This is a genomic window from Nonomuraea turcica, from assembly GCF_030718205.1.
Taxonomy (GTDB): Bacteria; Actinomycetota; Actinomycetes; order Streptosporangiales; family Streptosporangiaceae; genus Nonomuraea.
The window spans coordinates 71,351-93,586 of the sequence record NZ_JAUZQF010000016.1; the positions used below are offsets into that span (position 1 = coordinate 71,351).

General features: G+C 69.0%; 22 protein-coding genes. 7 read left to right on the forward strand and 15 right to left on the reverse strand.

The window, feature by feature from the left end; genetic code table 11:
- The first annotated feature begins 29 nt into the window (after positions 1-29).
- Positions 30-1,409, forward strand: coding sequence for a sensor histidine kinase (locus tag Q9G87_RS35780; RefSeq protein WP_305920993.1), 1,380 nt, complete (start codon positions 30-32; stop codon positions 1,407-1,409).
- Positions 1,410-1,435: 26 nt separating this feature from the next.
- A complete protein-coding gene (locus tag Q9G87_RS35785) occupies positions 1,436-1,912 on the forward strand; it encodes a hypothetical protein (protein WP_305920994.1) in 477 nt (158 codons plus the stop codon).
- On the opposite strand, the gene Q9G87_RS35790 is transcribed toward Q9G87_RS35785, so the two are convergent.
- The 12 genes from Q9G87_RS35790 to Q9G87_RS35845 all read right to left on the reverse strand — a co-directional run bounded on the left by Q9G87_RS35790 (position 1,913) and on the right by Q9G87_RS35845 (position 13,443).
- The gene (locus Q9G87_RS35790; RefSeq protein ID WP_305920995.1) at positions 1,913-3,232 is read right to left on the reverse strand and encodes a PhoH family protein; all 1,320 of its coding nucleotides are present in this window, start codon (positions 3,230-3,232) and stop codon (positions 1,913-1,915) included.
- 206 nt (positions 3,233-3,438) lie between these two features.
- Entirely contained in the window at positions 3,439-4,200 is a 762-nt protein-coding gene (locus Q9G87_RS35795; protein ID WP_305920996.1) for an isoprenyl transferase, read from the reverse strand.
- A gap of 55 nt (positions 4,201-4,255) precedes the next feature.
- Positions 4,256-4,765 carry a hypothetical protein gene (locus tag Q9G87_RS35800; RefSeq protein WP_305920997.1) on the reverse strand — a complete coding sequence of 170 codons (510 nt, stop codon included), beginning with the start codon at positions 4,763-4,765 and terminating at the stop codon, positions 4,256-4,258.
- Between the two features lie 114 nt (positions 4,766-4,879).
- Positions 4,880-5,323 (reverse strand): hypothetical protein, encoded by a 444-nt coding sequence (locus tag Q9G87_RS35805; protein ID WP_305920998.1) that lies wholly within the window; start codon positions 5,321-5,323, stop codon positions 4,880-4,882.
- Positions 5,320-6,135, reverse strand: coding sequence for a DUF692 domain-containing protein (locus tag Q9G87_RS35810; protein WP_305920999.1), 816 nt, complete (start codon positions 6,133-6,135; stop codon positions 5,320-5,322). The genes Q9G87_RS35805 and Q9G87_RS35810 overlap by 4 nt, the downstream gene beginning before the upstream one ends.
- 116 nt (positions 6,136-6,251) lie before the next feature.
- Positions 6,252-7,175 carry a TIGR04222 domain-containing membrane protein gene (locus Q9G87_RS35815; protein ID WP_305921000.1) on the reverse strand — a complete coding sequence of 308 codons (924 nt, stop codon included), beginning with the start codon at positions 7,173-7,175 and terminating at the stop codon, positions 6,252-6,254.
- Positions 7,176-7,278: 103 nt separating this feature from the next.
- Positions 7,279-8,268: a TIGR04222 domain-containing membrane protein gene (locus Q9G87_RS35820; RefSeq protein WP_305921001.1), complete on the reverse strand. Its 990-nt coding sequence runs from the start codon at positions 8,266-8,268 to the stop codon at positions 7,279-7,281.
- 229 nt (positions 8,269-8,497) lie between these two features.
- A complete protein-coding gene (locus Q9G87_RS35825) occupies positions 8,498-10,300 on the reverse strand; it encodes a phosphoenolpyruvate carboxykinase (GTP) (RefSeq protein ID WP_305921002.1) in 1,803 nt (600 codons plus the stop codon).
- Between the two features lie 248 nt (positions 10,301-10,548).
- Positions 10,549-11,070, reverse strand: a complete 522-nt coding sequence (locus tag Q9G87_RS35830) for a hypothetical protein (protein ID WP_305921003.1) — start codon at positions 11,068-11,070, stop codon at positions 10,549-10,551.
- A gap of 70 nt (positions 11,071-11,140) precedes the next feature.
- Positions 11,141-12,292, reverse strand: a complete 1,152-nt coding sequence (locus Q9G87_RS35835; protein WP_305921004.1) for a C40 family peptidase — start codon at positions 12,290-12,292, stop codon at positions 11,141-11,143.
- A gap of 122 nt (positions 12,293-12,414) precedes the next feature.
- Positions 12,415-12,915, reverse strand: a complete 501-nt coding sequence (greA, locus tag Q9G87_RS35840) for a transcription elongation factor GreA (RefSeq protein ID WP_305921005.1) — start codon at positions 12,913-12,915, stop codon at positions 12,415-12,417.
- A gap of 108 nt (positions 12,916-13,023) precedes the next feature.
- Positions 13,024-13,443, reverse strand: coding sequence for a DUF4307 domain-containing protein (locus Q9G87_RS35845; RefSeq protein ID WP_305921006.1), 420 nt, complete (start codon positions 13,441-13,443; stop codon positions 13,024-13,026).
- Positions 13,444-13,579: 136 nt separating this feature from the next.
- Here Q9G87_RS35845 and mca point away from each other — a divergent pair, with 136 nt between their 5' ends.
- From mca to Q9G87_RS35860, 3 genes are read left to right on the forward strand one after another with little or no spacing between them, the layout of a single operon-like run.
- Entirely contained in the window at positions 13,580-14,464 is an 885-nt protein-coding gene (gene mca / locus Q9G87_RS35850) for a mycothiol conjugate amidase Mca (protein ID WP_305921007.1), read from the forward strand.
- 47 nt (positions 14,465-14,511) lie between these two features.
- Positions 14,512-14,676: a hypothetical protein gene (locus tag Q9G87_RS35855; protein ID WP_305921008.1), complete on the forward strand. Its 165-nt coding sequence runs from the start codon at positions 14,512-14,514 to the stop codon at positions 14,674-14,676.
- Positions 14,677-14,964, forward strand: coding sequence for a GNAT family N-acetyltransferase (locus Q9G87_RS35860; RefSeq protein WP_305921009.1), 288 nt, complete (start codon positions 14,677-14,679; stop codon positions 14,962-14,964).
- On the opposite strand, the gene Q9G87_RS35865 is transcribed toward Q9G87_RS35860, so the two are convergent.
- On the reverse strand, positions 14,965-16,113 hold the full coding sequence (locus tag Q9G87_RS35865; RefSeq protein ID WP_305921229.1) for a hypothetical protein: 1,149 nt from the start codon (positions 16,111-16,113) through the stop codon (positions 14,965-14,967). It abuts the gene before it with no gap.
- A 166-nt stretch (positions 16,114-16,279) separates the two neighbouring features.
- On the opposite strand from Q9G87_RS35865, the gene Q9G87_RS35870 reads away from it, so the two are divergent.
- Entirely contained in the window at positions 16,280-18,283 is a 2,004-nt protein-coding gene (locus tag Q9G87_RS35870) for a thioredoxin domain-containing protein (protein ID WP_305921010.1), read from the forward strand.
- A gap of 3 nt (positions 18,284-18,286) precedes the next feature.
- Here Q9G87_RS35870 and Q9G87_RS35875 read toward each other — a convergent pair whose 3' ends face one another.
- The gene (locus Q9G87_RS35875) at positions 18,287-20,299 is read right to left on the reverse strand and encodes a transglycosylase domain-containing protein (protein ID WP_305921011.1); all 2,013 of its coding nucleotides are present in this window, start codon (positions 20,297-20,299) and stop codon (positions 18,287-18,289) included.
- 207 nt (positions 20,300-20,506) lie between these two features.
- A complete protein-coding gene (locus tag Q9G87_RS35880) occupies positions 20,507-20,992 on the reverse strand; it encodes an Lrp/AsnC family transcriptional regulator (protein ID WP_305921012.1) in 486 nt (161 codons plus the stop codon).
- A gap of 103 nt (positions 20,993-21,095) precedes the next feature.
- Here Q9G87_RS35880 and hppD point away from each other — a divergent pair, with 103 nt between their 5' ends.
- The gene (gene hppD / locus Q9G87_RS35885) at positions 21,096-22,205 is read left to right on the forward strand and encodes a 4-hydroxyphenylpyruvate dioxygenase (RefSeq protein WP_305921013.1); all 1,110 of its coding nucleotides are present in this window, start codon (positions 21,096-21,098) and stop codon (positions 22,203-22,205) included.
- The last annotated feature ends 31 nt before the right edge of the window (positions 22,206-22,236 follow it).

Sequence of the window (22,236 nt, forward strand, 5' to 3'; positions counted from 1 at the left end):
TCCCGTTGCCGACCGGCTTGCGAGCGCGCTTGGTCATCACGTTCACGCTCGTCGCCGTCACCGCCTCCACGCTGGTCGCCACGATCGGCTTCGAGCTGGCCAAGACGGCGCTGGTCAACAGGACCGAGACCACCTCGCTCGACCTGGTGATCAGGGAGCTGAGCAGCATCGACTTCGCCGTGGGCAAACTACGGCCGGGCGAGGCCGCGCCGACGAACAAGGAGCTCGACCGCCTGGCCCAGACGCTGAGCGCGCCCGGCCGCGGCGTCATCATCGAGTATGGCGACCTGGTCTCCGTCAACGGCCCTATGGCCCTGAGCGACGTGCCCAACGAGCTGTACGGGCGGGCCAAGCAGAGCGTCGTCACCCAGCGGAGGGTGATCCGCAACGAGTTGTGGTTCATCGTCGGCGCCGGGGTGGCCAGGGACAACTTCGGCCGCCCCGAGGCCACCGACCTGCGGGCGTTCGTGTTCTTCCCCATGACCGCCGACGTCAACCAGCTGAACGCGCTCAGGGCCAGGCTGTTCCAGGGCGGCATCGCCATCGTGCTGATCGCCGTGGCCGTGTCGCTGCTGTCCGCCCGGCAGGTACTGCTCCCCGTCCGGCGGCTGAGCGCGGCCGCGCAGGCACTCGGCGAGGGCAAGCTGGACACGCGGCTGCCCGTGCACGGCCAGGACGAGCTGGCCGGGCTGACCGCCAGGTTCAACGACGCGGCGGCGGCATTGGAGCTCAGCGTGTCGGAGCTGCGCTCGCTCGAGGCCATGTCACGCCGGTTCGTGGCGGACGTCTCGCACGAGCTGCGCACGCCGCTGACCGCCATGACGGCCGTGGCCGACGTGCTCTCGGAGGAGGCCGGCCGGCTCCCCGAGGCGCCGGCGCAGGCCGTACGACTGGTGCTCAGAGAGATCGAGCGCCTGCGCGAGCTGGTCGAGCACCTCATCGAGATCAGCCGCTTCGACGCGGGCACGGCCACGCTCAACCTCGAGCCCGTCAATGTGGCCGACGCCATCGCCGACTGCCTGGAGACGCGCGGGTGGACCGACCAGGTGAAAGTGAACGCCTCCCAGGGGTTGACCGACAACCTCGATCCGAGGAGGTTCGACGTCATCGTGGCCAACCTCGTCGGCAACGCGCTCAAGCACGGCCTGCCCCCGGTGGTGGTCAACGCCAGGAGCACCGAGAACGGTCTGGAGGTGAAGGTGCGCGACCACGGCAAGGGCATCCCGCTGGAGGCGCTGCCCCACGTCTTCGATCGTTTCTTCAAGGCAGGCGCCGGCCGCTCCCGCAGCCAGGGCAGCGGCCTGGGCCTGGCCATCGCCAGGGCCAATGTGCATCTGCACGGCGGCACGATCTCGGTACGCACCCAGAACCCCGGCACCCTCTTCACGGTCTGGCTCCCGCACGCATGAAGAACGTCCGTGCTCTGTTAGCGGCCATGGCATTCATGGTCGTGGCCGCGTGCGGCATCTCGCCCACCGACGTCCTGGACCGGGACAACGCGCCCACCACCCGGATCCCGCCGCCGTCCAAGACGATCTACCTGATCAGGGACGGCAAGCTCACACTGGAGCCGGCCGACGTGGCGAACGACACCGTCGAGAGCCTGCTCGGCGCGCTGTTCGCGGCCTCCTCGCAGCCGCTGGGCGACCGGGACACCGAGCTGCGCGGGTTCACGTACCTGAGGGTCAACGACTCGCTCAACCCCGTACGGCGCGACGAGGTGATCCTCCCGCGCACGTCGACCCTGACCGTCTACATCCGGGGCGAGGGCAAGCTGAGCAGGCTCGGCATGGCGCAGATCGTCTGCACGGCACAGCAGGACGCGGCCTTCGAGGAGGTCAGGATCATCCGGGACAACGAGAACCGCCCCCCGCAGGACGAGGGGCGGCACACGTGTCCCGATCTGAAATGATCACATGGTGATGTCCTCGAGCATCTCCGTCACCAGCGCCGCGATCGGGGAGCGCTCGGACCTGGTCAGCGTGACGTGCGCGAACAGCGGATGCCCCTTCAGCTTCTCCACCACCGCGACCACGCCGTCGTGCCTGCCGACCCGCAGGTTGTCGCGCTGGGCGATGTCGTGGGTGAGCACGACCCGCGAGTTGGCGCCGATCCGGCTCAGCACGGTCAGCAGCACCCCGCGCTCGAGCGACTGGGCCTCGTCCACGATCACGAACGCGTCGTGCAGCGACCGGCCGCGGATGTGCGTCAGCGGGAGCACCTCCAGCATGCCCCTGTCGAGCACCTCCTCGATCACCTCGGGCGCGGTGACCGCGCCCAGCGTGTCGTAGACGGCCTGCGCCCACGGGCCCATCTTCTCGCCCTCGGTGCCGGGCAGGTAGCCGAGCTCCTGGCCGCCCACGGCGTACAGCGGGCGGAAGACGACGACCTTGCGGTGCTGACGGCGCTCCAGGACCGCCTCCAGGCCCGCGCAGAGCGCCAGCGCCGACTTGCCCGTGCCGGCCCGGCCGCCGAGCGAGACGATGCCGATCTCGGGGTCCATCAGCAGGTCCAGCGCGATGCGCTGCTCGGCGGAGCGGCCGTGCAGACCGAACACCTCGCGGTCGCCGCGGACCAGGCGCACCGACTTGTCCGGCAGCACCCGGCCCAGGGCCGAGCCCTTGGCGGACAGCAGCCGCAGCCCGGTGTGCGTCGGCAGATCCCTGGCCTCCTCCAGGTCCGCCGTGCCGTGCTCGAAGAGCGCCTCGACGTCCTCGGTGGTCACCTGCAGCTCGGACATCCCGGTCCAGCCTGACTCGTGTACGAGCTCGGCCCGGTACTCCTCGGCCACCATGCCGATCGAGGCCGCCTTGACCCGCATGGGCAGGTCCTTGGAGACCAGGACGACGTCGCAACCCTCGGCGGCCAGCGAGCGCGCCACGGTCAGGATGCGGGTGTCGTTGTCGCCCAGGCGGAACCCCACGGGCAGGATGGACGGATCGCTGTGATTGAGCTCGACCCTGATCGTGCCGTCCCCCGTGGGCATCGGCTCGTCGAGCCTGCCGTACTGCACACGCAGATCGTCGAGGTAGCGAAGAGCCTTCCTCGCGAAATAGCCGAGCTCGGGGTGGTGCCGCTTACCTTCCAGCTCCGTGATGACCACGATAGGAAGGACGACGTCGTGCTCGGCGAAGCGGGTCATCGCCGCCGGGTCGGCCAGCAGGACCGAGGTGTCCAGCACGTACGTGCGCTTGGTCGGCTTGGTCGAAGGGTTGCTCGAGGACACTGCCACACGTTCTCCCCCGGGCGCCCATACGTGCGGGCACCCTGCAGACGAGGCGGGAATCGGACCGGACCCGCTCCCCCGACCGCGAAATGCCGTCGGTGCCGGGTTCCGGCCCCCTCGGCAAGTGTTGGTGCAAAGGCGGGCCCTCTCCGGAGTGTCCGGCCTGTGGTCGGACACTTCTAACGTTACGTCCTTGATGCCCGATTGTCGTGCTAAGAACCGTAACGTCGGTGTCTCGCAGCGTAGTCGCGCAGCGCCCGCAGGAAATCGACCCTGCGGAAGTCCGGCCAGTAGGCCTCGTGGAAGTAGAACTCGGAATGAGCGCTCTGCCACAACATGAAGCCGGACAAGCGCTGCTCGCCCGACGTCCGGATGAGGAGGTCCGGGTCGGGCTGGCCGCGAGTGTAAAGATGCTCCGCGATGTGCTCGACATCGAGTACCTCGACGAGGTCCTCGATGCTCGCTCCCCTGCTCGCTTGCTCCTGGAGCAGTGAGCGCACCGCATCGGCAATCTCACGTCTTCCTCCATACCCAACTGCAACGTTCACAATCAGGCCTGGACGGTGTGATGACACTTCCTTTGCATTTTTTAGGACATTCGCCGTTCGATCGGGGAGCAAGTCGAGCGCGCCGACCGGGATGATCCGCCAGCCCTCGTCCACGAGCTCCTGCGTGACGTCCTCGATGATGCCCAGGAGCGGCTCCAGCTCCTCCCGCGGCCGGTTGAGGTTGTCGTTGGAGAGCATCCAGACGGTGACGACCTCGACGCCGGTCTCCCGGCACCAGCTGAGCAGCTCGGATATCTTGTCCGCGCCCTTGCGGTGGCCGGTGGCCACGTCCCGCATACCCATGGCGCGCGCCCAGCGGCGGTTGCCGTCGATGATGACCCCGACGTGCCGGGGGATGCTGTCCTTCGACAGCTTGGCCTCCAGCCGGCGCTCGTACAGCCGGTAGACCAGGTCACGCAGGCCCACGAAGTGCCTCCCTGGCGATGCAGTGCCTTCGGTCCATTGACCTAACAGGCAATTATCACCGCGTTTCGCCCGTGCCCGGTCCTCGTACTGGATTCCTTACCAGATCTCTTCCTTCCAGACACCCTTCGGCCTCTTCGACGAGGCCGCGGACGAACTCCGACAGCTCGGCCGACGTCAGCACCGCCCGCATGCCCACGCCTGTGCTGCCCCACGCCTCCACGTACGCCCTTCTGGTCAGCCGCCACTCACCGCGCCTGCCCTGCTTCGGCACCCAGAGGGGGATCGTGCGGAGCCGGCAGCTGAGCTCCCCGCCGCCGACCAGGCTCGTTCTGCTGCGGTAGCGGAAGGAGAAGAGCTCGCCGTCCGGCTCCTCGCCGGGGAACCTGTCGTCGGGGTCGGCCCACCGCGTGGCCTTGCCCCGGCCCCTGCGGGCCTCGTCGACGCCGCGCGCCAGACGGGCGAGCAGCCAGCCGCAGCGCTCGCCCACGCGACCGTACGGAGTGCCGTCGCGGTGCAGCTCCAGGGTGACCTCATACGGCGTCCCCACAGTGTCCGTGCATGCCACGGGCGTGACGCTCAGATAAGATCCATCGACGCAGCGCAGTCCCCCCATCTCCCCAGGATTTCCCCCCAAAAGTCACCTAAACCCGGACGCGGCGCCCCCCGTTGGACATCGCGCCTAGGGCAGGAGGCGGGACCACCAACGGGGCTTGCGACGGGGTGGTTCCGGCATCCGGCCGCGCTCGCGCAGCCAGGCGGCGAAGTCGTCGGCGTCGGTGCGGTAGTTGGGCGGCGGCGCGGTTCGGGAGCGCGCATAGGCGGCGAACTCCGCCGCCAGGTCGGGCCCCGCGGCTATGGCGGTGTCGGGGCGGATCCTGGCCACGATGCCGCGCCGCTTGGCGATCAGGCTCGCCGCCTGCGCCCGTATCCGCTCCCGGTCGAAGCCCTCAGGAATGGCACCCCCGGCGACCAGGGCCGCGACCACCCGCGCCTGCGCCTCCGCCAGCCGCGCCTGAGCCTCCGCCGTGCTCGGCGGCGTCTCAGTCGCGCCCGCCGACGCCTCTGCCGTGCTCGTGGGCGCCGCGGCCGTGCTCGGCGGCGTCTCGACCGGCTCGGGCGTCACCTGGCCTCCCCCGCCAGGGACATCGCGGTCCTGATCTTGGACAGCTCGTCCCCCAGTGCCGCATCGCTCGGGAAGTCGTCGTCCCACTCCAGCAGCACGCCCGGCGGGGTGGCCCGGGCACACAGCTCGGTGAGGATGTCGAGCACCGGCTGGGGCGCGGTGGTGGTGTGCGTGTCGTGCCAGATACCCAGGTGCTCGTACCCGCCGGCCACGTGGACGTAGGCGAGGTGCTCCAGGGGGAGCGCGTCGAGCGCGTCCACCGCCGACAGGCCCAGGTTGAACTGGTTGGTGTAGAGATTGGCCACGTCGATCAGCAGCCCGACGCCGGTGCGTTCCACTAACTCGGCGAGGAACTGGCCCTCGGTCAGCTCGTCGTCGGGCCACCCGAAGATCGCCGCGACGTTCTCCAGGGCCAGCGGGACGGGCAACGCGTCCTGGGCCCGGCGCACGTTCTCCGTGATGACCCGCAGCGACTCGCGGGTACGCGGCACGGGCAGCAGATGGCCTGCCTCCAGACCACCGCCCCGTACGAAGGCCAGGTGCTCACTGACCAGCGGCGCGTCCAGCGCCTCCGCACAGGCGGCCAGGTGGGCAAGCCTGGCCGGAGACGGCGGCTCGGCCGCGCCGATGCCGAGCGACACCCCGTGCGGGATCACCGGCACGTCCTTTGCCCGCAGCACGAGCAGCGACTCGGGCAGATGGGCGGGTTTGAGGTTCTCGGCGATCACCTCGACGAAGTCGACGCCGTCCATACGCTCGATCGTCAGGTCCAGCTCCGCCCGCCAGCCGATCCCCACACCCAGCTCCACCATCCCGGCCCCCTCTCCGCGCGCTCCAGCCCCCGACATCACAGCCCCTTCGTCCCGCGTACCAGCCCCGGTCATATCAGTCCCCTTGGTAGTCAACTCGTCCCCTTTCCCAGTCGTCATCAGCCCCCGCCGCAACCGCCGCAGCCGGACGATCCGCTTCCGCAGCCGGACGATCCGCTTCCGCAGCTCGACCCGCTCGACGGTGAGCTGTCGCCGCCACTTCCACCCCATGAAGCCCCACCCCCGGCCACGTAGGCGCCGCCGCCCCTGCGATGCCGCCGGCCCGTGCTCGTGGCGAGCTCCACCTGAAGGTCGGGATCGCGCACCTCACCGAGGCCGTACAGCGCGATCGCGAGGGCCCCCTCGGCGGTGCCCCGGGGGTTGTCCCGCCTGGCCGCGTCGAGCGTCTCCTGTCCTGACGGCGTCAGCGTGACCCGCGTGATCCGCCGGTGCCTCCAGACGTCGATCGCCGCCATCACCCCCGTGACGACCAGGAGGGTCAGCGCGAGCGACGACAGCAGGCTCGCGCCCTGGATCAGGATCAGCACCGCGCCGACCACGAAGCCGGCGAACGCCGCCCCCGACAGGGCCTGTAACCGGACGCTCAGCCGGCCGGCCCGGGCGAGGGCGTCGTCGGCCAGGATCAGCCCCAGTCCCTCGAGGTGGCGATCGAGCGCGTCCATGGCCAGCGTCCGTGTGGTCTCGATCCGCAGCGCGCTCACGGGCAGCCCCGAGCGGGAGGCGACCACGCCCAGCACCGCTTCCTCGATGGGCTCGCGCGAGACGACGCTGGAGTGCACCTGGTGGACGCGGCCCCCGCGCGACACGCGCAGGTCACCCACCTCCGCCAGCAGCGCGACGGCGGTGTCCGCCACCCGGTACACGCCTCCCGCCAGGTAGGCGAGCTCGTAGTGGCCGAGCTCGCGGAGGCGGAGGCCCGTGTCGGCCTCACGGGCGGCGGCATGCTCACGTTTGATGGTGGAGGCGATGGTGAGGGTGAGCGCCGCCAGCGCCACCGAGACGATCAGCAGGATCAGGTCCATTCAGGCCTCCCCTCCGTGCAGCCCGACGGGCTGGGTAACGGGAAGACGTATAAAGCCGAGGTAAAGGTTCCGTCTGCGCGGATACAGTTCTGGGCCCGCTCAATCAGCTGCCACCGCCGCCGCATCCGCCACCGCCGCCGCCTCCCCCACAGCTCGACCCGCCGCCGGACGAGCTGCCACAGCTGGACGAGCCACTACCGCAACTCGACGAGCCGCCGAAGTCCATGCCGCCGTAGGAGTCGCTGCCGAAGGTGGCCCCGTCGCCGCCGCTGTGGGTGCCGCAGGAGCCCGCGCAGTCGCCGCCAGGGGCGCCGGCCGACAACTCGTCGCAGAGCCTCTGGTCGCCGGCGTCGGCCAGGCCGTACAGGGCGACGGGCACCCCCACCGCCAAGGCCAGCGAGCTCTGGTCGCGTACGCCGCGCGGGTGGTGGTCGCGGGCTGAGCGCAGGACCTCCCTGCCCGCCCGGGTGACGACGTTCCGCAGGCCGCGGCCCTGCCTGGCGAGCCCGGCGGCCCCGGTGGAGAGCGCGATCCCGATGAAGATCAGCAAGATCACGAAGGTCAGCGGGCTCATGTCGATGAAGGCGGACACCACGAGCGCGCCCACCGCGAAGCCGGCCGCTCCGATCATGACGATCTGCAGGTGGTCTCTGCGCCGCCACGCCCTGGCGAACGCCTGCTCCGGCACGATCAGCCCGCGCCGTTCGAGCCCGGCCGCCAGCTCGGCCAGCGCCGGATGAGCCGCCAGCGCCTGCCGTAACTCGCTCGCCCGGTAGCCGCCCGGCCTGGCCGCCAGCGTGGCGAGCACGGCCTGTTCGATCGGCTCGAGCGAGGGCGGTGCGCCGTAGACGGGGGTGACCTGCGATCCCCGTGACACGCGGACGGCGCCGGCCGTCGCGAGGACGGCCAGCGCCGTGTTGATGGCTCTGCGGGGTCCGCCGGACAGGTACGCCAGCTCGTAGTGGGACAGGGCGTGCCCGGCACCGCTGGGCATGGCCTCGCTGACCCGCCGCCGCTCCTTCTCGACGCGTTTCACGGCGGCGTTGACCAGTAACGCCACACCGATCGCGGCCATGAGCAGCACGAACTCCACAGTGGTCCCCTCTCTCGCGCTACGGCGGCTCGATCAGTTAAAGACCAAGCCGCCGTACCGCACAAGAGGGGCTACTCTCTCCGGCCTATCGCGCCGCCCGTGTTCATGGTCGCGCTTGCTGCGGCCTCCGTTGGCCTCGTCCCTCGCTCTCTCCGGCCTATCGCGCCGCCCGTGTTCATGGTCGCGCTTGCTGCGGCCTCCGTTGGCCTCGTCCCTCGCTCTCTCCGGCCTATCGCGCCGCTCCGAGGCGGTCGAGGAGCGCGTTGTACTCGTCCCACAGCTCCTTCGGCAGGTGGTCGCCGAACTTCTCGAAGTGGGCCGGGATCAGCGCGGCCTCCTCGCGCCAGACGTCGCGGTCGACCGACAGCAGCGTGTGCAGATCATCGTCGGACAGCTCCAGGCCCTCGGTGTCGAGCTCGGCGGGCAGCAGCCCGATCGGGGTCGGCACGGCCTTGGCCTCGCCGTTGAGCCGGTCCACGATCCACTTGAGCACACGGCTGTTCTCGCCGTAGCCGGGCCAGATGAACTGGCCGTCGGCGTTCTTGCGGAACCAGTTGACGTAGTAGATCCGAGGGAGCACGGCGCCCTCGCGACGGCCGATCTTCAGCCAGTGGCCGAAGTAGTCGCCCATGTTGTAGCCGCAGAACGGCAACATGGCGAAGGGGTCGTGGCGCAGCTCGCCGACCTTGCCCTCGGCCGCGGCGGTCTTCTCGGAGGCGACGTTGGCTCCGAGAAAGACGCCGTGCTCCCAGCTCAGCGACTCTGTTACCAGAGGCACGGCGGTGGCGCGGCGACCGCCGAACAAGATGGCTGAGATGGGGACACCCTTGGGGTCCTGCCATTCGGGTGCGATGGTGGGGCACTGGGAGGCGGGGGTGGTGAAGCGGGCGTTCGGGTGGGCGGCCTGCTCGTCGCTGTCCGGCGTCCAGGAACGGCCCTTCCAGTCGGTCAGGTGCGCAGGCGGCTCGTCGGTCAGGCCCTCCCACCACACGTCGCCGTCGTCGGTGAGCGCGACGTTGGTGAAGATGCTGTTGCCCCAGAGCGTCCTGATCGCGTTGGCGTTGGTCACCTGGCCGGTGCCCGGCGCGACGCCGAAGAAGCCGGCCTCCGGGTTGATCGCGTGGAGGCGGCCGTCCTCGCCGAAGCGCATCCAGGCGATGTCGTCGCCGATCGTCTCGACCTTCCAGCCGGGAATCGTGGGCTGGAGCATGGCGAGGTTGGTCTTGCCGCAGGCGCTCGGGAAGGCGGCGGCGACGTAGCGGGTCTCGCCGGTGGGCGGGGTGAGCTTGAGAATCAGCATGTGCTCGGCCAGCCAGCCCTCATCGCGGGCCATGACGCTGGCGATGCGCAGCGCGTAGCACTTCTTGCCGAGCAGCGCGTTGCCGCCGTACCCGGAGCCGTAGGACCAGATCTCGCGGGTCTCGGGGAAGTGGCTGATGTACTTGGTGGAGCTGCACGGCCATGGCACGTCCACCTGGCCGTGCTCCAGCGGGGCGCCCACGGAGTGCACGCAGCGGACGAAGTCTCCGCGCTCTTCGATGAGGCGCAGCGCCCGCTCCCCCATGCGGGTCATGATCCGCATCGAGACGGCGACGTACGGCGAGTCGGTGATCTCGACGCCGAGCTGGGAGATCTCGCCGCCCAGCGGGCCCATGCAGAACGGCACGACGTACATGGTCCGGCCGCGCATGGAGCCCTTGAACAGCTGCCCGAACGTCCGGCGCATCTCCGCCGGGTGGATCCAGTTGTTCGTCGGCCCCGCGTCCTCCTCGCGCTCGGAGCAGATGTAGGTGCGGTCCTCGACCCGGGCCACGTCGCTGGGGTCGGACTTGGCGTAGAAGCTGTTGGGACGGGCGGCCAGCCGCGTGAACGTCCCCTGCTCGACGAGGAGGTTGGTCAGGCGCGTCCACTCCTCCTCGGACCCGTCGCACCACTCGATCCGGTCTGGCTGGGTAAGGGCGGCGATCTCCTTGACCCAGGCGGCCAATTCTCTATTGCTCGTCGGTGCGGGCACTTCCACGGAAACGGACACGACGGTGACTCCTCCACTCTCTCAGGGCCCAGTCATCATTAACGACGAAGCGGCCGGAAAGCCAATTGGCATAGACCTATTGGCTTGGGCGTCGTCGCAGGCAGCGGCCCTGACGATTGGGGGAGCCTACCCAACCGGAGCAGATTTAAAAGAGAATTAACTCACAGTGGTCCAGTCCAATTCCGCTGGTCTAAACCAATTTGCCGAGTGGTTTAGTCCATTGCGCGGACCGTTTCCGCTGCACGGTCTCAGGAATTGATGTCCGGCCCGGCGGAGCGAACTCTGTCGACATGCTGGAGCGCGTCGCGCAGCTCGGCGAGCCACGTGTCGGTGTGCTTGCCGACCAGGCGCACGCACCAGGCGAGGGCGTCACTGCGGCTCCTGGCCACGCCGGCGGCCACGAGCGTGTCCAGTACCTGCCGCTCCGACTGGCGCAGCCGGGTCATCACGGGCACGGAGAGTGTGGTGAACATCACGGTCTCGCCCCCGCAGACTACGCCCCACGAGACCTTCTGCCGGAACTTGCGCTCGGCCTCCCTGGCGATCTCGATGCGCCGCTCGCGCGTCTCCTCCCTGAACCTTCTGGCCAGCCCTTCGATCAGGGCGGATCGTTCGGCCTCGGGCACGTCCTCAGGCGGGTCGGGCAGCGTGCCCAGCACCGCGATCTCCTCACGGTCCCTGACGATCTCGGGAGCACCGGTGAACCAGCCCTCAGGGAGCCGCCCGGTGAACCAGCCGCGGACCTGCGCCGTCACATCATCTGTTGCCATGTAATCAACATTACATCGTTGCGACGCACAGGGACCCGAAGGGAAGGAGGATGTCGCGTCAAGGAATAGGTCAGCGAACCCTGGAGGCGGCGACGGGGCTGACTCTGACGACGCCGGCGAAGCCGCGCGTGTGCACGGGAGAGATCTTGACCACGTCTCCGGTACGCGGGGCCTGGATCATCTTCCCGTCACCCCAATAAATCGCCACATGCGAGATGTAGCCCGGATTCGTCGGGTCGAGGCGCCAGAAGATGAGGTCGCCCGGCTGCGCCTGTGACAGGGGAACCTGCGGCCCGGTCACCCACTGCTGGTGCGTCACCCGCGGCATCCGCACCCCGGCCTGTGCGAAGGCCCACTGGACCAGCCCGGAGCAGTCGAAGGTCTCGGGCCCTTCGGCCCCCCACACGTACGGCCGGCCCAGCTTGGAGGCGGCCGCCTTCAGCGCGACGGTGATCTGGTCGCCGCTCATGAACGAGCCGGCGGGCCAGTTTTGCTTGATGGTCTGGGGCTGGGGCAGGACCGGGTTGACCATCGCGACCTGCGTGCCCTTGGGCAGCTCTTTGAGGATCTTGGTGCGGAGCGTGGCCGAGTTCACATCGGGGGCGCTGACGATGAGCGCGTTGTCATGTGGCAGGCCGAGCTTCCGCCCGACCTCCTTGGACACCACGGCGTCCACCGCGCCGAAGCCGGTGGTGGCGTACGCGCCGATCCGCAGCGGCCCGCCCGGCCCCGCCACCTGACGGTGCAGCGAGAGCCCACCATCGTTGCCCAGCACGAACGAGACCGCCACGTCGCCTGCCGCCACGTTCTGCCACAGCGCGTCGGACGAGGCGGTCACCTTGGGCGTGTAGGCGCGGAACGTGGACGGGTCGACCCCGAGCGTCTGCACCCGTTTGTCGTCGAGCCTGATCGACGCCGCGTCGGCCAGCTCCATCGCCCGCACGCCACGCAGCTTGGCCACCTTGCGTAACAGCTCGTTGGTGAACGGCTTGCGCGTGAGCACGAACAGGTTGGGCTTGTGCAGCTTTTTCAGCGGCGCCACGGGCTGCGCGGCCTGGGCGGCCGGCTGCTGCGGCCTTCCCTCGGCCATCAGCGTCTGCTTCGGCTGCTTCGCCACGGGCTGCTGGCGCTCGGCCACCGGCTCGGTCCGCTCACCCGGCTGGGTGAGCAGCAGCACGTCCGCGGTCAGCACCGCGACCAGCGCCACCACAATGAACGGCACAAGTTTGTACGTGTTGCGCGGCGTACCCGATTTGACCAGAAAGCCGAGATCCTGCCGTATTCCGGAGCCATGCGTAAAATCCGCCGGGCCGGCGTGGGCCCGGCGGTTGGTCTCCGGGGGGTTCAGTTGCCGATGTACGGCACTGCCTCGAGGATCTCGACGGTGTTCTGGCGACCGTTGGGAAGGGAGTAGGTCGCCTTCTCCCCGATCTTTTTGCCGTTGATCGCCGCCCCGAGGGGGGACTTGGGCGAGTAGACGTCGATCGGCGCTCCGCTCTCCTCACGGGAGGCGAGCAGGAAGGTGACCTCGTCGTCGTCGCCGACGAACCGGATGGTCACGGTCATTCCGGGGCCCACCACGCCCTCGGTCTTGGGGGCCTCTCCCACCTGGGCGTTGTCGAGGATCTGCCGGAGGTGGAAGATCCGGGCTTCCATCTTGCCCTGCTCGTCCTTGGCGGCGTGGTATCCGCCGTTCTCCTTAAGGTCGCCCTCTTCACGGGCGGCCTCGATCTTCTTGGCGATGTCGACGCGCCCGGGGCCAGAGAGATATTCGTACTCCGCCTTCAGGCGGTCGTACGCCTCCTGCGTCAGCCATGTGACGTTCTCATCGCGAGAGTCGGCCACGGGTTCTCCTTGCTTGCCTAGGGGGCCCTGAGATCAGTTGAGGTTTCCAACGGTTGAATTGCGAAAGGCTAACAACTTAACCGCTCGAACGCTTCCCCAAATGTCTCACTATACGAGATTGCAGTACTGGACGTGGACGGACGTGGCCTGACCACTGGTGTCGAGGCTTTCCTTGAGCTGCTTACTACCCTCACCAGCCGGGATTCTTACTTCCTTGCTGCCCACTTCCGCGTGATTGACGTCCAGAGCCCTGATGCGGCAGACGGCCACCCTATCGTCTGGCTTGTACACCTCAAAGGTGATCTCCGCCCGTGTCGGGCTCTCGACGCTGAACGTCACCACCTGCGCCGGCGCCTCAGAACCACCCGCCGTCATCGACCACATCACCCAGCCCCAGCCGCCGGCGATGATGGCCACCAGCACGCCGATCACGACGTGGACGACGAGCCTGCCGCTACGCCTGGGACGATCGGGCAAGTCGTCGGGCGTGCCGAGAACGGGCCCGTCCCCGACATCTCTGGTGACCATGGCGGAATCTCCCTGCACTCCCTCAGCGTTATCCGAGACAATTGTCGCCCGCGGGGGGCCCGGTACAAGACCTGACCCTCACAACCGCCCCCCAGACAAGCTAAGTGATCGGTCCGACTGAGGAGACATCCCGCCCGTGAGTGCACCGCTGAGGCTGATGGCCGTCCACGCCCACCCCGACGACGAGTCGAGCAAGGGTGCCGCCACGATGGCGCGTTATGTGCGCGAAGGCGTGGAGGTCCTGGTCTGTACGCTTACGGGCGGCGAGCGCGGCTCCGTGCTGAACCCGAAGATGGACCGGCCGGAGATTGTGGCCAACATCGCAGAGGTGCGGAAGGCCGAGATGGACCGGGCGCGCGAGATCCTCGGGGTCGAGCAGCGTTTCATGGGCTTCATCGACTCCGGGCTGCCGGAGAGCGAGGAGGAGGAGCTGCCCGAGGGCTGCTTCGCCCTGCAGAAGCTGGAAGACGCCTCCCGGCCCCTGGTGGCGGCCGTGCGCGAGTTCCGGCCGCACGTCATCATCACGTACGACGACGACGGCGGCTACCCGCACCCCGACCACATCATGACCAACCGGGTGTCCGTCGAGGCGTTCGAGGCGGCCGGCGACCCCGACCGCTACCCGGGCACCGGCGACCCGTGGCAGCCGCTGAAGCTCTACTACCAGATGGGCTTCACCAAGGAGCGTTTCGAGGCGCTGCACGAGGCCATGACCGAGCGCGGCCTCGGCTCCCCCTACGCGGACTGGATCTCGCGCTGGGAGGACCGACCGGCCAAGTGGCCGGTGACCACGCGGGTGCCGTGCGGCGACTACTTCGAGATCCGCGACGAGGCGCTGAAGGCGCACGCCACCCAGGTCGATCCCGACAGCTGGTGGTTCGTGTGCCCGCGTGAGCTGCAGCAGGAGATCTGGCCGACCGAGGACTACCACCTGGCGCGCTCGCTGGTGGACACCGAGCCGCCCGAGGACGACCTGTTCGCGGGCATCCACGCCGAGGACGCCGCCCCCGCCTGCCACTGACGGGATGCGCAGGCGGGACCACCGCCTCCCGGTGGCACACTGGAACTGTGACCGTTCTAGCAGCTGATGATGTGAGCCCGGGTTTGCTTGGCTTCGTCGTCGTTGCCCTCATTGGGCTGGCCCTGTATATGTTGATCAAGTCGATGAACAAGCAGATGTCGAAGATCCAGGTGCCGCATGAGGGCGACGCGGACGACAAGAAAGCCGAGTAGATGCCGATCGAAATAGTCGACAACTCGACGGAGAGCCGCTTCGAGGTTCTCGTGGACGGCAAGGTCGCCGGGTTCGCCGAATATCGGCTGCTGCCCACTAAGATCATCTTTACGCACACCGAAGTCCTGCCCGACTACGAGGGTCAGGGGCTGGCGGGCAAGCTCGTCGGGCATGCGCTCCAGACGAGCGCCGACACCGGCCTGCGCGTCGTGCCGCTCTGCCCCTACGTGCGCAAATACATCGAACGCCACGCGGAGTTCCAGGACCTCGTGGATGCCGGCGCCTGATCAGTCGGGGGTGGGCGACCAGGCCAGCTCCAGCGCCTTCGGCAGACCCCACCAGCCCAAGGGCGTGAGCACCTCGTCCTCGTCCACGATGCCGAGATAGCCCCACAGCGTCACCACCGACTCGAACAACCCCTCCGTGGCATCGAGATCGTCGTCGTCCTGGATGTCGATGTCGATGTCCTCGGACTCGGCGATGAGCCGCGCGATCCGCTCAGGCGAGGCCAGCACCCCGGGCCCCATCCTGGCCAGCGCGGCCACCCCGGCCAGCCAGTCGGCGTGCTGGATCGCGCACAGGTTGGCCAGCGCCGCGTCCTCGTCGCTGAGCTCCCCGTCGAGATCGGCGAACTCCTCCAGCACGTTCCCGTTCTCCGACAGATCGGAGATCGGCCCCGCGATGCCTGCCGCCACCGCCAGCCACAATGCCTTGTCATCGTCCGGCATCGGCCGCTCGTCGAACCCGGCGCAGGCCCGCAGCACGCTGCCGGGGTAGCCGGGCAACACCAGCAGCGCGCGCAACCGGGCCGCTGCCGTATCCAGGTCGGCGGCGGGCAACTCGGGCTTCTTGGGCAGCTCACCGACGATCCGCCGCAGCTCGGACAGTGCGAACGCCTCCTCCTCGTCCCACGCCGCGAACAGTTCCTCGTCCTGCTCGTCGCTGACCGCGTGGCCGGGCACCCGTCCGTCGGGCAGCGGTGTGCTGAGCCAGTGCTCCTGCAGCTCCTCGTACGCCCTGCGGGCCCCCGGATCGCCGGCCGCCAGCGCGTCCGGGTCGATCTCCCCCGACTCGACCCGTTCCTCCAGGTACGCGACGAGCTTGGCGTACATCTCCGCGGCCACCGGCCCGCGCTCGTCCTCCTCCGGCCAGACGAAGTAGCTGGGGGTCATGAGGATCGGCTCGGTGCCGGTGGACTCGATCCAGCGCTGCACGTCGCCGACCGTGGCGATGCCCGATTCGATGGAGCTGAGCGTCGCCTTGGCCGAGTCCCAGAACGCGAGCGAGAGCGGGTTGCCCGCCGACATCATCGCGCGCCGCAGGTCCGGCATCGCCACCAGTGCGACGCCCGAGGGCACGGCGAGCAGCGCCCTGGCGACGTCCCTGCGCGTGAGGGCGGTCGCCGGGCGGCCGGCGTGGGCGCACACGAAGTCCATATCCACGCCCCGTAACCTACGCCGTTCCCCCCTGACTAGTCAGCCGCCTTCCTCGCCTTCAGACGTTCGGGATCTCCGGCGATGCCGGGAGGGGGTGCGGGGCCAGGGACAGGGCGCTGGTCAGGAGTCGGGATGGATGGGCAGTTTAGGGTGAGGCGAGGAGGTCATGATGAACCGCTTGAAAGACGCCACCAGCCCTTACCTGCTGCAGCACGCGGACAACCCGGTGGACTGGCACCCCTGGGGCGAGGAGGCGTTCGCGGAGGCCCGGCGCCGTGACGTGCCGCTGCTCATCAGCGTGGGCTACTCTGCCTGCCACTGGTGCCACGTCATGGCCCATGAGAGCTTCGAGGACACCGACACCGCGCGCCTCATGAACGAGCACTTCGTCAACATCAAGGTCGACCGCGAGGAACGCCCTGACGTGGACGCCGTCTACATGGGCGCCACGCAGGCCATGACGCAGCAGGGCGGCTGGCCGATGACGGTGTTCGCGACGCCGGAGGGCCATCCGTTCTACTGCGGCACCTACTTCCCGCGCCCCCATTTCCAGCGCCTGCTCACCGAGGTCCACAACGTGTGGAGGGGCGACAGGGAGTCGGTCTTGACGCAGGGCGCGAAGGTGGTGGAGGCGCTCAACACGAACACCACGCTGCCCAGCGGGGTGGTGCCGGGCGAGGAGACGCTGGCGCTGGCGGCCCGGGACCTGCGGGAGTCGTACGATCCGGTGAACGGCGGATTCGGCCGCGCACCCAAGTTCCCGCCGTCCATGGTGCTGGAGTTCCTGCTGCGCTCCGGCGAGCGCGAGATGAGCGGCAAGACGCTCGAGTCGATGGCCCGCGGCGGCATGTACGACCAGCTCGGCGGCGGCTTCGCCCGCTACAGCGTGGACGCGGAATGGGTCGTGCCGCACTTCGAGAAGATGCTGTACGACAACGCGCTTCTGCTGCGGGTCTACACCCACTGGTGGAAGGCGGGCGGCGGCGCGCTGGCGCGGCGGGTGGCGCTGGAGACTGCCGACTGGCTGCTGCGCGAGATGCGCACCCCTGAGGGCGGGTTCGCCTCGGCGCTGGACGCCGACAGCGAGGGCGTGGAGGGCAAGTTCTACGTCTGGACGCCCGAGCAGCTGCGCGAGGTCCTCGGCGAGGACGACGGCCGATGGGCGGCTGGGCTGTTCGACGTCACCGGCACGTTCGAGCACGGAACGTCCGTGCTGCAGCTGCCGCGCGACCCGGAGGACCCCGAGCGCTACGCGAGCGTCCGTGAGCGGCTGCTCGCGGCCAGGGAGCGGCGCGTGCGTCCCGGGCGCGACGACAAGGTCGTGGCCTCGTGGACCGGCCTGGCCATCGCGGCCCTGGCCGAGACCGGCGCGGTGTTCGAGCGGCCCGACCTCGTGGCGGCGGCCTCGGCGGCGGCGGAGCTGCTGGCGGGCACGCACCTGGTGGACGGCAGGCTGCTGCGCACGTCACGGGACGGCCGGCCGGGCCCGAACGCCGGCGTGCTGGAGGACTACGCCAACCTGGCGGAGGGTCTGATCGCGCTGTACGGCGTGAGCGGCGAGGCCAGATGGCTGCGGCTGGCGGGATCGCTGCTCGACGTCGTGCTCGACAGGTTCGCCGACGGGGCGGGCGGCTTCTACGACACGGCGGACGACGCCGAGCGGCTGTTCCAGCGGCCGCAGGACCCCACCGACAACGCCACCCCCTCAGGTCAGTACGCCGCCGCGGGCGCCCTGCTCTCCTACGGCGCGCTGACCGGCTCGGCCCGCCACCGCGAGGCCGCCCACAGCGCGCTCGGCACCGTGTCCGTGCTGGCCAGAGCGCACGCCAGGTTCGCGGGCTGGGGGCTGGCCGTGGCGCTGGCGGCGCTGGACGGGCCGGTCGAGGTGGCCGTCGTCGGCGCGCCGGACGACCCGCGCACGGCGGCGCTGCATCGCGAGGCGCTGCTGGCGGACGTGCCGGGCCTGGTGGTCGCGCTCGGCGCCGGCGACGCCGCCACCAGGGGCGCTTCGGGCGATCCGCTCGTCCACGGTGACGAGGTGTTCCCTGCGCTACTCGAAGGCCGCGGAACGGTCGGCGGCGCCCCCGCGGCCTACGTGTGCAGGGGGTTCACCTGCCGGATGCCGGTGACGACGGTCGACGCCCTCCGGGCGGAGCTCACCGCCGAATGAGGGTCAGCCCGTCGGGCGTGATCCGTTGTCGGCCGTGCCGGTGTCGGCGTCCGTGGAAGGCTGCTCGGGTTGCTGTGTGACCGGTGGGGCGGTCTGTTCCGGCTGGTTGTCCTGCCGGTCGTCCGGGACCTCGGTCGTCGGCGGGTCGGTCACCGGCGCCTCGCTGAACTCGGGCTCCGGCGGGTTCGACTCGTCGGGGTTCACCGGCGGCGTGGACTCCTGCTGGGGCACGTCCCGGTCGGGAACCGAGTAGTCGTAGGAGTAGCCGTAGTCGGACGGCTCGGGGAACTCCTCCACCGGCTTGCCCGCCATGGCCTCGGTCATGAACGCCCGCCAGATCTGCGCGGGCAGCGACCCGCCGAACTGCGTGCCGTAGCCGGGGATCGTCACGGTCTCGTTGTCGTCGCGGAACATGTCGACCGCCACCGCCAGTTGAGGCGTGAACCCGTTGAACCACACCGACTTCGAATCGTCCGTGGTGCCCGTCTTGCCGGCCACCGGGTGGTCGTAGAGCCGGGCGGCGGTGCCGGTGCCGTACTTGACGACCTGCTGCATCGCGTACGTCGTGTCCGCCGCGGCCTGCTCGCTGACCACCTGCTTCGAGACCGGATTGACGACCACCTTGTGCCCCGTGCCGTCGGTGACCGACTTGAGCACGTGCGCCTCCATGTGCACGCCCTTGTTGGCGAAGGTGGAGAAGCCGGAGGCATTCTGAACGGCGCTGACGGAGGACACGCCGAGCGGGAACGAGGCGGCCGCCTTCTGCTGCTCGAGCTGGTCGGCGGGGATGCCCGCCGCCTCCGCGGTCTCGGCCACCTTGTCCAGCCCGACCTTCTGGCCGAGGTCCACGAACGCCGTGTTGACGGAGTTCTGGGTGGCCCGCACGAGGTCGATCTGGCCGTACGAGCGACCGCTGTCGTTCGGGATCGGCTTGTCCGCGGAGGCCACGCGGAGCGGCGAGTTGCCGTTGACCCTGGTGGACAGGTCGAAGCCGTTGTTCAGTGCGGCGGCCAGTGTGTACGGCTTGAACGTCGATCCGGCCATCACCTCGGCGGAGAAGGCGTTGTCGTAGTCGTAGCGTTTGGGGTCGCCGCCGTAGAAGGCCACCACCTCGCCGGTCTTGGGATCGACGGCCGCGAGCCCGGTGCGCACCTTCTTCGGCGTGTTGTCCGGCAGCACGTCCTTGACCGCCCGCTCGGCCGCTGCCATGAGCTTCTTGTCGAACGTGCTGACGATCTTCAGCCCGCCGCCGTTGATGTCCTCGTCGCTGTAGCCACGCCGGTTGAGCTCGTCGGTCACCTGCTTCAGCATGTATCGGGTCTGGCCCTTGAGCTGGAACGGCTTCTTCGGCGCCGCCAGCGCCGGGAACTTCTCCGCGGCCACCTGCTGTGGCGTCAACGCCCCCGTCTGTCCCATGGCGTTGATCACCGACCGCCAGCGCGCTTCGGCCGCGGCCAGGTCGGCGCCCTGGGGATCGGCGAAGCGGCTCGGCTGCTGAATCACCGCCGCCAGGTAGGCCCCTTCGGACACGGTCAGCTGGCTGACGTCCTTGCCGAAGTAGGCGCGGGCGGCCGACTGGACGCCGTTGGCGCCGCGGCCGAAGTAGATCGTGTTGAGGTATTGCTCCAGCACCCAGTCCTTCGACTTGGACTGGTCGACCTTCATCGCGATGAGGACCTCTTTGAACTTGCGGGTGACGGAGCGCTCCTGGCTGAGGCCGCTGTAGTAGTTGCGGACGAGCTGCTGGGTGATCGTCGAGCCGCCCTGGAGCTGCTGCCCCGTGACCGTGGACCAGATGGCCCGCCCTGTGCCCTTGATCGAGACGCCCGCGTCCTCGTAGAACGAGCGGTTCTCGGCCGCGATGACGGCCTGACGCACGTGCGGGGGCACCTTGGCGAGCTCGACCACCTTGCGGTCGATGCCCTGCCGGGCCAGCACGGTCTTGCCGTCGCGGTAATAGATCACCGACCCCTGCGCGGTGGCCTGCTTTTGCGTGGTGTCGGGAATCGGAGTCATGGCCCACGCGACCGCGAAAAGGCCGAGCAGGAGGAGGATTCCGGTGCCGAATATGATCAGTAGAAGTCGGAGAATCCGCCGCTTTCGCATTCCGTTTCCTCCACCGCCTCGCACCCTCGACCCCCTCGTCAAGCCTCGCCCCACCCCCGCAAGCTGGGCGAATGTCAAGGGTAAACGATCGAAGATGGTGCCCGTCCCCTAGCGATACTACGGCGATCGCCGTTCCCGACGCGGAACATCGGCGACCAAAGGCATAACTCGGTAGGGAACCGGGGTGTCGAGCGCAATGATCGAATTAGTCCTGAGCACGCCCCGAACTTCGACGATCTGGTCGATGACCCGCTGTAAATCGGCATTGGTCCGGGCGACCACGCGGCAGAGCAGGTCGCTGTCGCCGGTGATCGTGTGCACCTCCAGCACCTCGGGAATGCGGGCCAGCTGATGGGCGACCGGGTCGTGGCCGGCGACCTGCCTGATCTCCATGCTGACGAACGCGGTGACGTCGTAACCGAGCGCCGCGGGCGACACCTCGGGACCGAATCCCGTGATCACCCCTCGGGCGGTCAGCCGGTCGAGCCTGGCCTGGACGGTGCCGCGCGCCACACCGAGCCGCCGCGAGCATTCCAGCACGCCCAGGCGCGGCTCGGCGGTCAGCAGGGCGAGCAGCCGGGCGTCGAGATCGTCGATCGTCATACTGCACAGAACTACCCGATATTTCGTGGGATGGCTAGGCAGATTGTCCACTCTTTGAAGTAACCCTTGCGCAACTCGTCCACGAAAATCGAGAGTTGGTGGTATGAGTGATGTCTTTCCGGTTAACGGGATGGATGCCGTCGTGTTCGCCGTGGGCAACGCCAAGCAGGCGGCCCACTACTACTCGACCGCGTTCGGCATGAGGCTGGTGGCCTATCGAGGGCCCGAGACGGGCAGCCGCGACCTGGCCGCGTACGTGCTGACGTCGGGCAGCGCCACGTTCGAGTTCCGGGCCTCGATCCGGCCCGGCACGGAGGTGGCGCGGCATGTCGCCGAGCACGGTGATGGGGTGATCGACCTGGCGATCCAGGTGCCCGACGTGGAGGGGGCGTACGCGCACGCGGTCGCCCACGGGGCGAAGGGGCTGGCGGAGCCGTACACGATGGAGGACGAGCACGGCAAGGTGCAGCTCGCGGCCATCGCCACGTACGGCGAGACCCGCCACACGCTGGTCGACAGGGCCAACTATGGCGGCCCCTACCTGCCCGGGTACGTCGCCGCCGAGCCGCTGGTCGCGCCGCCCGCCACCAAGAACGGCCGGCTGTTCCAGGCCATCGACCACTGCGTCGGCAACGTCGAGCTGGGCAAGATGGACGAGTGGGTGGAGTTCTACCGCAACGTGATGGGCTTCACCAACATGGCCGAGTTCATCGGCGACGACATCGCGACGGAGTATTCGGCGCTCATGTCCAAGGTCGTGGCCGACGGCACGCGCAAGGTCAAGTTCCCGCTCAACGAGCCGGCCCTCAGCAAGCGGAAGTCGCAGATCGACGAATACCTCGAGTTCTACCGGGGCCCGGGTGTGCAGCACATCGCGCTGGCCACCAACGACATCCTGACCACGGTCGACCACATGCGGGCGGCGGGGGTGCAGTTCCTGGACACGCCGGACTCGTACTACGACGACCCCGAGCTGCGCGCGCGGATCGGGCAGGTGCGGGCGCCGATCGAGGAGCTGAAGAAGCGGAAGATCCTCGTCGACCGGGACGAGGACGGCTATCTGCTGCAGATCTTCACCAAGCCGGTGCAGGACCGGCCCACGGTCTTCTTCGAGCTGATCGAGCGGCACGGCTCACTCGGGTTCGGCAAGGGCAACTTCAAGGCGCTGTTCGAGGCCATTGAGCGCGAACAGGAACGCAGGGGCAACCTTTAGTTTGTCCCGACTTAGTGGGGGCGATCAGGAC